Annotated in this window: 11 protein-coding genes; 7 read left to right on the top strand and 4 right to left on the bottom strand. The window is 68.4% G+C overall.

From position 1 onward, the window contains the following. Positions 1 to 38: 38 nt before the first annotated feature. A complete protein-coding gene (locus AW271_RS30570; RefSeq protein WP_169806415.1) occupies positions 39 to 1901 on the top strand; it encodes a sensor histidine kinase in 1863 nt (620 codons plus the stop codon). Beyond that, positions 1898 to 2260, top strand: coding sequence for a DUF742 domain-containing protein (locus AW271_RS30565; RefSeq protein WP_062341073.1), 363 nt, complete (start codon positions 1898 to 1900; stop codon positions 2258 to 2260). The genes AW271_RS30570 and AW271_RS30565 overlap by 4 nt, the downstream gene beginning before the upstream one ends. Positions 2261 to 2262: 2 nt before the next feature. Here the strand turns inward: AW271_RS30565 and AW271_RS30560 are convergent, their stop codons facing one another. The 4 genes from AW271_RS30560 to AW271_RS30545 are packed head-to-tail and all read right to left on the bottom strand — an operon-like array spanning position 2263 to position 5969. Then, positions 2263 to 2838, bottom strand: a complete 576-nt coding sequence (locus AW271_RS30560) for a GTP-binding protein (RefSeq protein ID WP_062341072.1) — start codon at positions 2836 to 2838, stop codon at positions 2263 to 2265. Next, positions 2819 to 3187 carry a DUF742 domain-containing protein gene (locus AW271_RS30555; RefSeq protein WP_062341071.1) on the bottom strand — a complete coding sequence of 123 codons (369 nt, stop codon included), beginning with the start codon at positions 3185 to 3187 and terminating at the stop codon, positions 2819 to 2821. The genes AW271_RS30560 and AW271_RS30555 overlap by 20 nt, the downstream gene beginning before the upstream one ends. Further along, positions 3184 to 3591, bottom strand: a complete 408-nt coding sequence (locus AW271_RS30550; protein ID WP_030456327.1) for a roadblock/LC7 domain-containing protein — start codon at positions 3589 to 3591, stop codon at positions 3184 to 3186. Before AW271_RS30550 ends, AW271_RS30555 begins: the two co-directional genes overlap by 4 nt. After that, the gene (locus tag AW271_RS30545) at positions 3588 to 5969 is read right to left on the bottom strand and encodes a sensor histidine kinase (RefSeq protein WP_062341070.1); all 2382 of its coding nucleotides are present in this window, start codon (positions 5967 to 5969) and stop codon (positions 3588 to 3590) included. Before AW271_RS30545 ends, AW271_RS30550 begins: the two co-directional genes overlap by 4 nt. Positions 5970 to 6146: 177 nt before the next feature. On the opposite strand from AW271_RS30545, the gene AW271_RS30540 reads away from it, so the two are divergent. The 5 genes from AW271_RS30540 (at position 6147) to AW271_RS30525 (ending at position 12208) form a co-directional block, all read left to right on the top strand. Continuing rightward, a complete protein-coding gene (locus AW271_RS30540) occupies positions 6147 to 6944 on the top strand; it encodes an SDR family NAD(P)-dependent oxidoreductase (RefSeq protein WP_062341069.1) in 798 nt (265 codons plus the stop codon). A 15-nt stretch (positions 6945 to 6959) separates the two neighbouring features. Next, a complete protein-coding gene (locus AW271_RS40240; protein ID WP_157554789.1) occupies positions 6960 to 7097 on the top strand; it encodes a hypothetical protein in 138 nt (45 codons plus the stop codon). 260 nt (positions 7098 to 7357) lie between these two features. Further along, complete coding sequence (locus AW271_RS39050; RefSeq protein WP_169806414.1) at positions 7358 to 8722, top strand: alpha/beta hydrolase; 1365 nt, start codon at positions 7358 to 7360, stop codon at positions 8720 to 8722. Between the two features lie 67 nt (positions 8723 to 8789). Beyond that, positions 8790 to 10112: an alpha/beta hydrolase gene (locus AW271_RS30530; RefSeq protein WP_157554787.1), complete on the top strand. Its 1323-nt coding sequence runs from the start codon at positions 8790 to 8792 to the stop codon at positions 10110 to 10112. Positions 10113 to 10840: 728 nt separating this feature from the next. Continuing rightward, positions 10841 to 12208: an acyltransferase family protein gene (locus AW271_RS30525; RefSeq protein ID WP_083977481.1), complete on the top strand. Its 1368-nt coding sequence runs from the start codon at positions 10841 to 10843 to the stop codon at positions 12206 to 12208. Positions 12209 to 12322 lie beyond the last annotated feature (114 nt).

Genomic DNA, 12322 nt, shown 5'->3' with positions numbered 1-12322 from the left:
CTTCGAGCAGATCCATCCGGTTCAAGATTTCCACGCTGTTGATCATTCCACTGGTCTCCCTGGTGGGACTTTGGGGTTTCGCGGCGGCCATCACGACCGGAGAATCGCTCGACCTGCTCAAGGTCGAACGCCTCTACGACGGCCTCGGCCGGCCGGGCGACACGCTCGTGCTCGCCCTCCAGCGGGAACACCTGCTGTCGGCCGAGTACGCCGCCACCGGCACCCGCACCGCCTTCGACACCCTCGTGGAACAGCGCCAGATCACCGACCAGGCCCGCAAGAGCCTGCGCCGCGCGGCGGCGAGCGCCGACGTGCAGGACGCGCTGACCCCGGCGATGGCCGGGCGCTTCAGCGACGTCATGGCGGCCGTCGACGAACTCGACGACCTGCGCAACGACATCGACACCAAGGCGGTCGGGCTGACCGCCCTCGGCGAGCGGTTCGGCTCGCTGCCGACCGCGATGCAGGCGCTCGACCACACCATCACGCTCAACAACGACGTGCCGCTCTACCAGCAGTCGCGCAGCCTGGGCCTGCTCTCCTTCGCCAAGGACTTCCTGGCCCGCGAGAGCGCCCTCGGCGCCGGCGTGCTCATCAACGAGCGGCCGTTCACCGTCGAGGAGAGCCGGGCCTTCATCCGCTACTCCGGCACCCGCGACTTCCTGTTCCTCCAGGGCATGAAGGAGCTCGACCCCGAACTGCGCAAGCCGTTCGAGGACATGCTGGTATCCGACGCCTACCGGTCCTACATCCGGCTGGAGACCCGGCTCGTCAGCGCCGCGCCCGTCGGCCACGCGGCATGGCGGCGGGCCGTCGACGCCACCGAGAAGGCGTTCCGCGACGCCCTGCTGTCGAGCGAGCAGCGCCTGTCGGTGCGGGCCGAGCCGGTGGCGGTGGCCACCTTCGTCCGCACCGGCGTCGCCGGGGTGCTCGGGCTGGTCGCCGTCGCGCTGACCCTCTTCGTGTCGGTACGCCTCGGGCGCGCCCTGACCCGGGAACTCGCCGCCCTGCGCAACGCGGCCCGCCAACTGGCCGAGGTCCGGCTGCCCCGGGTGGTGGAGCGCCTGCGGCGCGGCGAGAAGGTCGACGTGGCCGCCGAGGCGCCCCCGCTGGAACCCCCGGGCACCACCGGCGAGGTCGCCGACGTGGCGCACGCCTTCAGCGCCGTGCAGCACACCGCGGTCGACGCGGCCGTCGACCAGGCCCGGCTGCGCGAGAGCGTCGGCCTCGCGCTGCGCAACCTCGCCCGGCGGAGCCAGGGACTGCTGCAACGGCAGCTCAAACTGCTCGACGGGATGCAGCGCCGTACCGAGGACCCGGGCTCTCTCGAAGAGCTCTTCCGGCTCGACCACCTGACCACCCGCATGCGGCGGCACGCCGAAGGTCTGATCGTGTTGTCCGGCGGCACGCCGGGCCGGACCTACCGGCAGGCCGTGGCCGTCGCCGAGATGCTCCAGGGCGCGGTGGCCGAGGTGGAGGACTACGTGCGGGTCCGGATCTACCCGATGCCGGAGGTGGCCGTCCAGGGCGCCTCCGTCGCCGACTACATCCACCTGTTCGCCGAGCTCATCGAGAACGCCACGACCTACTCGCCGCCGCAGACCGAGGTCTCGGTCCGGGGCGAGACGGTCGCCAAGGGGTTCGCGGTCGAGATCGAGGACCGGGGACTGGGGCTCGGCCCGGCCGAGCTCGAAAAGATCAATTCACGACTGGCCAGCCCGCCGGAGTTCGATCTGGCCGACACCGACCGGCTCGGCCTGGTCGTCGTCGGACGGCTGGCCACCCGACTGGGAGTACGTGTGGAACTGCGGCAGTCGCCGTTCGGCGGAACCACCGCCATTGTGCTCATCCCGTCTTCGGCGCTCGCGCCGGAGCCGGTGCTGGAAGGGGTCCGCTCATGACCGCGTCGTCGGAGGAGTGGGTCGACGACGGGCCGGTCGTCCGGTCCTACGCGCTCACCAGGGGACGGGCCACCACCGACGCCCCCCTCGACCTCATGTCGGTGGTCGCCGCCACCGGCGCCAGGATCCAGCCGGGGGCCGACCTCGGCCGCGAACACCAGCGGCTGCTGGCCCTCATCCCGCGCTCGCGCCAGGTGGCCGACGTCGCCTCCGACGCCGACCTGCCGCTCGGCGTGGTCAGGATCCTGCTGGGCGACCTGCTCGACCACGGCCTGATCCTGGTCCGCCCCGCGAACACGGCGAAGCCCCCCGCGGAGAGCATCCTCCGCGAGGTCATCAACGGCCTGCGCGCTCTTTAGCTTTAGCGCTGGGTGGCGGTCAGGGTCTTCAGCGCGTGCTCGACCAGGGTCACCAGGACGACCTTGGCCGACGCCCGGCGACGCACGTCGCAGAGCATGACCGGGATCTCCGGGTCGAGGTCGAGGGCGATGCGGACGTCGTCGGGCTCGTAGCGCTCGGCGCCGTCGAAGCAGTTGACCGCGACGATGAACGGGGTGCCCCGCTGCTCGAAGTAGTCGATCGACGGGAAGCAGTCGGTCAGCCTGCGGGTGTCGGCCAGCACGACCGCGCCCAGCGCGCCGTACGACAGCTCGTCCCACATGAACCAGAAACGCTCCTGGCCGGGCGTGCCGAACAGGTAGACGACGAGTCCCTCGCGGATCGTGATGCGGCCGAAGTCCATGGCGACCGTGGTGGTCGTCTTCGCCTCGACGCCGTCGAGGTCGTCCACGCCCACGCCGCGGTCGGACAGCACTTCTTCGGTCCGCAGCGGGCGGATCTCGCTGATCGCCCCGACCAGCGTGGTCTTGCCGACGCCGAAGCCGCCGGCGACGAGGATCTTGAGAGCGACCGGCTCGTCAGAGGGCGCGAAGGCCATTGATCACTTCCTTGAGAATGCGCGCGCTGGGCAGCGGCGCAACCTGAGCCGGTGGGCGCACCCGCACCAGCCCCTGGTCTTGCAGATCACCGAGGAGCACCCGCACCACCCCGAGGGCGAGGTTCAGATCCGACGCGATGTCGGCGACCGAGGCGGTGTCGGCCGCCAGCTCCAGGATGGTGGCCTGTTCCGGCGTGATGTCGGCCCGGTCGCGCGGGCTGACACCGGTCGTGGTGATCAGCGCGATCAGGTCGAGGTCGTCGCCGGAGGAACGGGCCCGGCCGCCGATGAGCGCGAAGGGACGGACGACGGGCCCGGCGTCGTCGTCCAGCCACTCCTTGCGCGTCACGGCGTGGCCCTCCGCGGATTGGTCGAGATGTGTTGACCCACCCTCTTGACCAGCATCGCCATCTCGTACGCGATGTGGCCGACGTCGGCGTCCGAGGCGGCCAGCACGGCCAGGCAGGTGCCCTGCCCGGCGGCCGTCACGAACAGGAACGCGGCCTCCATCTCGACGATGGTCTGGCGGACCTCACCGCCGCCGAAGTGGCGTCCGGCCCCCCTGGCCAAGCTCTGGAACCCGGCGGCCACCGCCGACAGGTGCTCGCTGTCTTCACGTGAGAGTCCCTGGGATGCACCCACGACCAGACCGTCGGTGGAGAGGATCACCGCCTGACGGACGGCCCCCACCCGGCTGATGAGGTCATCGAGCAACCAGTTCAGTTCGCCGGACCCCGAGACTTTCCCGGTCATTCCTCACCCTTCTCGCCGTTCGCGTTATCTGCGTAGTCTGCATCCTCACGGCCCCTGCGCGCTCCGTGCTGGAAGGCGGAGAACATCGCGCGCGCCTGTTCCGGCGAGCGCTCCTCCGTCGTCTCGGCGACGGGCGCGGTCAACGGGGTGTCCGTGAGCTGCGGTGCCATGTTCGCCTGCCGGACCCGGCGGGGCAGCCCGTTGTGGGTGCCGCTGGCGACCGAGGTCGGCAGATTGTTCGGCAGGGTCGGCCGGGCGGCCGTGGTGCGGGTCCGGGTGGGCAGGCCGCGCGGGGACAGCGCCGGCTTCTCCTCTGGCTCCATCGGCGGCACCAGCTCGACGGCCGGGACCGCCTCGATGCGCCGCTCGGAGGGAGTGAAATAGGGGGAGGGCTCCGGCTCGACGGCCTGGGGCGCCTCCTCGGCCTCGAAGACGGGCTCCTCTTCGGGCTCCTGCTTCTTGTGCCGCGGCTCGTGGTCGCTCTGCTCGTCGTCCTCGGCCGGGGCCAGCACCGCGTGGGCGCCGTTGCGCGAGGGGAGGGCGCCTCCCGGCGTCCCGTCGGAGACGAGGCTGCGCGGGATGAGCACGATGGCCGTCGTGCCGCCGTACGGCGACGACCGCAGCACCACGCCGATGCCGTAGCGGGCCGCGAGCTGGCCGACCACGAACAGGCCGAGCCGGTCGGAGTCGGCCAGGTCGAACTCGGGCGGCGCGGCGAGCTTGGTGTTGATCTCGGCGTACTCCTCGGGGGTCAGCCCGAGACCGCGGTCCTCGACCTCCAGCACCAGCCCGTTGGCCACCAGTTCGGCCCGGACCTGCACCTTGGTCTGCGGCGGCGAGAAGATCGTGGCGTTCTCGATCAGCTCGGCCAGCAGGTGGACGACGTCGGCGACGGCCGCGCCGGTCAGCGAGGCGCCCGGCATCGGCAGCACGGTCACCCGGGTGAAGTCCTCGACCTCGGCGACGGCGGCGCGCATGACGTCCACGACCGGAACGGGCTTGCGCCACGACCGGCCGGGCGCGGCGCCCGAGAGGATGATGAGGCCCTCGGCGTGGCGGCGCATGCGGGTCGTCAGGTGGTCGAGGCGGAACAGGTCCTCCAGCGACTCCGGGTCCTTCGACCGGCGCTGCATCGAGTCGAGCAGGGTGAGCTGGCGGTGCAGCAGGCTCTGGTTGCGGCGGGCCAGGTTGAGGAACACGTGGCCGACGCCGCGCCGCAGGGCGGCCTGCCCGACGGCCGCCTCGATGGCGGTGCGCTGCACGGAGCTGAACGCGTGGCCGACGTCCTCGACCTCCATCGAACCGCCGGCGTCGATGGGCGGCGCCTCGTGCTCGACGTCGACGTCCTCGCCCTTCTTGAGGCGGTCGACGACGTGGGGCAGCCGCTGGTCGGCCAGCTCCAGCGCGGCGTTGCGCAGGTCGGCGAGGTCGGCCACCAGCCGCCGGCCGAACCGCACCGAGAAGACGATGGTCGCCACGACGGCGATCAGGCCGACGCCGCCCGCGATGGCGATGCGCCCGAGGATCCCGGTGGCCACGCCCGCGGTGTAGGTGTTCAGCGCCTCGGTGGCGGGCACCCGCGCCCGGTCGAGCTCGCCGACGAGGCTGTCGGTGGTGGGCTGCCAGCGCATCACGTCGGCCGGCAGCGCGCCGCCCAGGCGCTGCTGCGACAGGATCAGGTCTTCGAGCTCGGAGAACCGCGCGTAGAGGTCGGAGTCGAGCACCCGCTGGTAGGGCGCCCGCGCCTCCGGCATCAGCGTCGGCAGGTTCTTGGCGTAGTAGTGCTTGCGCAGGGCCACGAACTCGGCGAACGACCGGTGGGCCTCGGCGGACATCTGGTTCTGCGCGAGCGAGCCCTTGATCAGGGCGTCCTCGCGGGCCAGCATCTCGTGCGCGGTGCCCATCGTGACCAGGGCGCTGGCCTGCTGGTACATGGGGACGTCGGGGATCTGGACCATCTGTTCGTAGACGTCGAACATCTCATCCAAGATCGTGTTGTAGGCCACAATGGCCCCCAGCACGTTGTACTTGCCGACGGAGACCGCGTCGCGGATGGTCGACAGCTCGTCGAGCGCGCCGAGCAGGTCGTCCATCGCCCGCTGGAGGTTCTCGGACATGATCGACCGATTCTCCGGCAGGGTGGCGACCTTGACGAAGGAGTTCACGGTCGACGTCGTCTGCGCCTGGAGCGCGTTGAGCTCGGGCGACGACGTCCGGTTCTCGCTCAGCAGCTCCGCCACCATGGCGCGCTCGGCCTGGAGCCGCAGCCCGAGGTCGGTGGAGCTGACGCCGACGGAGTCGTACAGCTGGCCGGTGCGTAACAGGGCCAGGCCGTCACCGACGGTGAGGTTGAGGACGAATCCCCATAGTGCGCTCAACGTCAGAAGAGGCAGAAGCAACAAGAGAAAGATCTTGAACCGAATCGACCGGTTTCTTGAACCCATGGCCACTCCTGCAGTGCGTGGAGGCTCGCGCCGCATTTGGGGGGAAATGCACCTCCGGAAGATCGCACAGGAGACTAGCACCGATACAGTTCGAGCGCAGTGGAGGAATTGATGATTAGCGTGATCACCGGGGCCAGTTCGGGCGTTGGTGCTGCTGCGGCCCTGGATCTTGCCCAAAAGGGATACCAACTTGTGTTGGTTGGGAGGGATCGCGACCGCTTAGAGTCGACTGCGTCCCGTGTCCGATCCGCCACCGATAGTAAGGTTACGGTGGAGGTTTCGGACTTCGCGCGGCTCGATGACGTCCGTGATCTGGCCTCCCGAATCCGTGCGAAGTACGACCGGATCGACGTTCTGGCGAACAACGCCGGCGTGATGGTCCCCGACCGCCGCATGACTGCGGACGGTCACGAACTCATGATCCAGGTCAACCACCTGTCGCCGTTCCTGTTGACGAATATTCTTCTAGATCGCGTCGGGCGTGTCGTGACGACGAGTTCCCGCGCCGCGAAGACGGCCCGCCTCGACCCAGACGACCTGTCGCGTGAACGCCGCCGGTGGAACGGCTGGCTGCAGTATGGCGAAACCAAACAAGCGAACGCTCTATTCACCGTCGGCTTGGCCGCCCGGGGTTGTAAAGCGACCTGTTTCCATCCCGGGGTCATCAAGACGTCATTCGCCGGCGGAACCTTGTTCATGAAACTCGTCACGTTGCCGGGCCTCCACGAGCCGGTGGAGAAGGCGGCGGCCCGCCTGTCTTACCTGGCGACGTCGGAAGACGGCGAGAGGCTGGCGGGAAGCTACTTCCGCGACAACCGTCCAGACCGGGTGCCAGCCCGGATGAAGGACCCTGACCTGGCCGAACGGTTGTGGACCGTGAGCGCCGAAGCGGTCGGTCTGTCTGACTGAGGGTGGCTTCCTGCCTTGGCGGACATCGGGTCGACGGGGCTGCCGGCGACCCGCCTGGACGAGGCGGCCGGAGAGACCCGACTCCAGGTCAGCTTGGTGGCCGTCGGCCTTCCCCGCGAACTGACCCACTACGAGGGGCGCTGCGTGACCTGATTGAGTGGTGCCACTCTTCGGCCGCCGACCTCAGACAACGAGCGGCCGTCGCCGCCCAGGCCGACCTCATCGACCCTTCCGATGGCGCGAGCCTCTATGAGGCTCTGAAGTCGGCGGCGGCCGGCGGCGTCGACGACGAACTCGCGGTGTTCGACACGCTGGGAGACGGTGACGCTGCGGCGTTCTTCACGAATTGACCCCCGGCCGGGCCCTCGCTGTGGCGCTGGCCCGGGCGGGGGTGGTCGGGGGGCCGGGGTGGGGTGCCGTTCGAACTGCGCTTCGCGGCCAACCGCCATCTTGTACGTCTTGCGCGCGCTGAGGCGGTTCGAGTGGGGGACAAGGCGGCGGCAGATCGGTACACGAAGCTGCTGGCCCCCGACCGGAAACTCCTGCTGTTCGACTCACGCGGCGCGGGCCGGATCGCGGAGGTCAAAGGGGACCTGTCAGTGGCGACCTCGGTGGCGATCATGGTCCCGGGCACCGGGAACGATCTCTCCACCTATGACCGCAGCCCGCTGGGCGCGCTGCTCGCCGTGCACAGGCTGGCCGATCGTTTCTCGCGTGGAAAAACTGCCACGATCATGTGGCTCGGAGCCGACCTGCCGCCGACCGTCCCCGCTGCGGCCACTCGGCTCTACGCGGAGAGAGGTGGCCCGAAGCTGCGAGAATTCGTGGAGGGACTTCATATCGCCGACTCCGTGAACACCACGGCGATCGGCCACTCCTACGGCAGCACCGTCACCGGTCACGCGGTCCGCGCGGGCCTGAAGGTCGACAATCTGGTCGCCGTGGCCAGCCCGGGCTGGGGTGTCGACGAGGCGGCCGAGTTAGAGGTGCCCACAACCAGGCTCTACGCCGTTCGCCACCCCGACGACTTCATCAGCGTCGTTCCCCCCCATCGACGGCATGGCCGATGCCGTGGAGGACGTGCCGCCGCTGTCGCTTGTCGGCCATGGCGCAGACCCGGTCTTCATGGACGGCGTGACCCGGATGGCCTCAGGGCACGACGACCAGTTGCTTCCCGTGGGCGTGAACCTGGACGCCCATTCCGACTACTTCGCGGGCGCTGGCCGATCGCGTGTCGCGACGCACAACATCGCCGTGATCGTCGCCGGCGGATGTCCCACCACCTTCGAGGCCGCGCGAGCCGCTCGATGGACCGGATCCGCGCCGCCCTACTGCCCCTGCTGCTCTTCGTGTCGATTGGCGGATGCGCCATGTGGTCTTCGTCCGAAGCGGACCTCTCCGAAGGAGTCCGTGATCTCGAAGGCGCCCTGGCGCGGGTGCTGCAGATCGCGCGTCCCGAATCCGATCCAGAGATCACTCGCGACCCGTGGTCCTGCGAGGCTGCCGATCGAAACGGTGTCGTGCTCGGTTATGACGTCAAGGTGGCTGACCCTCGCGACACCGTGGCAGCGGTCTTGAGGCTGTGGCGGGATGAGGGGCTTCGCATCGAACTCGATCGCTCGACCGACACCGACCGGCCGGAGGTCATCGCCGGCGGACCGCTCGTCGAGTTGTCGATTCACGGCTTCCCCGACCGAAACACGATCTATGTCGAGGGCAACACCGTGTGTCTCCGAGGGCCGATCCCCGAGGGCTGGCGAGACGCCTCCGCACGGTGAGGGCCTGCTCATACCGGAAGTGGAGCACGGCGATAACTTTGAGTGATTGTTCGTTTACCATCTGCTGGTGACCTTCTGTCTCGCGGATGCCACCTCGATGCGCCTCCTGGCCGCCCGCCTCGACGAGGCGGCCGAGGAGATCACCCGCCTCCAGGGCGCTTCGGTGGCCGTCGGGCTCCCGATAACCGCTACTCCCGAGTTGGCGCACTACGAAGGACCGCTGCGCAACCTGGTCGAGTGGTGCCACTCGTCGGCCGCCGAGATCCGCCGGCGAGCGGCCATCGCCGCGCAGGCCGACCTCATCGGCTGGAACCCGCCAGGCGACAACGCCGCCTACGACGCTCTGACGACGGCTGCAGCGGGCGGCTTCGACGACCAACTCGCCGCCTTCGACGCGCTGGGCGCGAACGGTGACGTGGCGGCGTTCTTCGCGGCGCTCACTCCTGCTCAGGCGCTCGGCGTGGCGCTGGCTCGGGCGGCGCAGGTGGGTGCCAGGGCGGGGGTCCCATTCGAACTCCGCTTCGCGGCGAACCACCAGCTGGTGCGCCAGGCACATGCGGAGGCCCTTCGAGTGGGTGACAAGGCGGCAGCGGCGAGATACGCGAGACTCCTCAACCCTGATCGGCAACTTCTGCTCTTCGACCCGAGGAACTTGGGCAAGATCGCCGAGGTCAGGGGCGACCTTGCCACCGCGAAGCATGTTGCCTTCTTGATCCCAGGTACCGGGAACAGCCTGGCGAACTACTTCGGTGGCCCAGAGAAGGACTTCAAAGCGATCCACCTGACCGCCGCCGGCCTCTCCGCCGAAACCGCCACGATCGTGTGGATGGGTGCTCCGCTGCCGCAGAGCCTTGGAGCGGCGGCGTTCGATCTGCTTGCCGACCGCAGCGCCCCCAAGCTCAAGGACTTCGTCGATGGCCTTAGCCTTCGACCCGACATCCATACGACCCTCATCGGGCATTCCTACGGAAGCGTCGTCACCGGTCACGCAGTGAGGGCCGGTCTCCATCCCGACAACCTGATCGCGGTCGCGAGCCCAGGCTGGGGCGTTCAGTCCGTTGACGAACTCAACGCTCCAGAGACGAAGTTGTTCGCAATGAGGCACCAAGGCGACATCATCAAGCTCGTCCCCACTGCCGATGAGACCCTCGGCGTGTTCATACCGCTGCCGGACAGCGTCGCAGGTCACGGGGAAGATCCCGTCTTCATGTCAGGTGTGGAGCGTCTGGCCTCTGGCTCGGAGGCCGACCCCGGCTTCGGCATCGACCTGGATGCACACTCCGACTACTTCGGTGGCAGCCCAGCCGGTCGTATCGCCGAACTGAACCTGGCGAGAGTGATCGTTGGCGACGACTACGAGACATATGAGGAAGCGAAGGCTGCGCTGTGATTCGCATGGTTGTCGCACTTCTGCTGCTGGTCGTCGGCTGTGCCTCCGAACCTCGGCCACCTATATCCGCAGCGCTGACTGATCTCGATGCGGCGCTGGCGCGGGCTATCCGGGTCAGTTCAGTCACCGAGACACCTAAGCGCACTCCTGGACCTTGGCCGTGCGCTCCGGGGAAGGGCCAAGCCTTCCAGCTCGGCTTCACTGCCCCCACCCGGGATCCCCGCGCGACAGTTGTCGCCGTCGGCGAGCTGTGGCGTCGGGAAGGGCTCACCATTCAGATGGATCGCACTAAGCACCCAAACCGTCCCGAAGTGGTTGTGCGTGGGCGACTGATTGAGATGTCAGTGCACGGCTTCCCCGAGCGCGGCACCGTCTGGATTGCTGGGAACACCGCCTGTCTCGACGGGGAAGTTCCTGAAGCGTGGCGGGACGTGTGATGCGACACCAAGCACCCTCAAATGGCGGATCGCCAGACAAGCGCGGATCGCCAGACAAGCAGGGTCAGCACGGCGCAGCCATCGCTCACATCGCTCAAGTGGTGAAGAGAGGTGCGAACCAGTGTCAGGGCCCGTGAGCAGCGAAGCGCCGACCCCGCCACCCCTCGCCCCCCAGCAGAACCGAAGGTGATTCTCACCATCCGACGTTCCCAAACGCTTCCCAGCAAGTGTTCTCCTAGCGTTTTCGTCAGCTCAGTGGTGTGTTCTCTTTCGGGCCGATAGCGTCCCCAGGTGGCAGCGCCAGTGACTTCTTCCAGCCCTCCGGTTGTCTCGCAACGTGACCCCTTCCTCGACAACGCCAAGTTCTGGGCGATCGTCCTGGTCGTGTGCGGGCACCTGGTGGAGGATCTGCGCGACGTACCGTACGCGCACGCGCTCTACCTCTTCGTCTACACGTTCCACATGCCGCTGTTCATCACGATCAGCGGATATCTGTCGCGGAACTTCACCCGGCTGAGGGCGCAGAAGCTCGTCTCGACGCTGTTAGTCCCTTACGTCATCTTCGAGATCGCCTACTCGCTGCCGCGCTGGATCCTCTACGGCAAGTTCCAGCTCACCCTGCTCGACCCCTACTTCCTGACCTGGTTCCTGCTGTCACTGTTCATCTGGCGGCTTTCGACGCCGGTCTGGTTCCAGGTCAAGTGGCCGCTGGCGGTCGCGGTGGGCATCTCGCTCATCAGCGGCGCGTCGGCCCTGCCCGACGAATTGTCGATGAACCGCACTCTGGGCCTGCTCCCCTTCTACGTCCTGGGCCTGGTGCTGACCCCGCAGCACTTCCAGATCCTCAAGAAGCGGTGGGTCAGGATCACGGGAGCGCTCGTGCTGGTGGCGGGGCTCGGGATCACGTTCCTGGTCCACTACGACGTGCCGACGGAGTGGATCCGCTGGCGGCACGCCTACACGAAGATCGGCGTCGACAACTTCACCGGGGCGGGCATCCGGTTGCTGATGCTGGTCATCGGGGCGGTCCTGGTGGCGGCGTTCCTGTCGATCACCACGTCCAGGAAGACGTGGTTCACCGCGCTCGGTGGGCTGACCATCTACGCCTACCTGTTGCACGGTTTCGTCGTGAAGGGCCTCGACCGCTTCCACGACCAGCTCAACAACCCCATCGGCGTGGCCGCCGTGATCCTCTTCGGCATCGCCCTCACCGCCGTCCTGTGCACACCGCCGTTCCGCGTGCTCTTCAAATGGGCCATCGAGCCCAACCTGAGGTGGGCCTTCAAGTCCGATCCTGGACGCCAGTCGCCCCCGCCCACCCCACCGACCTCCGGCGACGGGCCCCACGACGGCCCATCCAACCCATGGCCGACCCAGGACACGCCACACCAAGCCGACCGGCCACACAGCGGCGCGTCCGAGGCCCGGCCTGCCCAGCCCACCTGGCCGAGCCAGGGCACATCCCAGCAGGCCGACCGGCCCCACAGCAGCGCGTCCGAGGCCTGGCCGAACGGGCACATCCCTCAGCCGACCTGGCCGAGCCATGGACCATCGCAACAAGCGGATCGGCCACATGGCAGCGCGTCCGGGGCCTGGCCGAACGAGAACATGTCTGCCCAGCCGGGTTGGCCGAGTGAAGGTCCAACGCGGCAGAGGTAGTAGGCCCGGCCAGCGCGAGCCGGCCTCACGGCGGCCAGTCGAGCATTTCTCAACGGGCCGAACAGCAACGCGCCGCAGCCTGCCGACCCGCCACACGGCCACGCGCCCCTGCAA

It is taken from the genome of Herbidospora sakaeratensis (genome assembly GCF_001570525.1).
Classification (GTDB): domain Bacteria; phylum Actinomycetota; class Actinomycetes; order Streptosporangiales; family Streptosporangiaceae; genus Herbidospora; species Herbidospora sakaeratensis.
The sequence above is the reverse complement of the archived record's forward strand: the minus strand, read 5'-3'. Positions and strand labels throughout refer to the sequence as shown.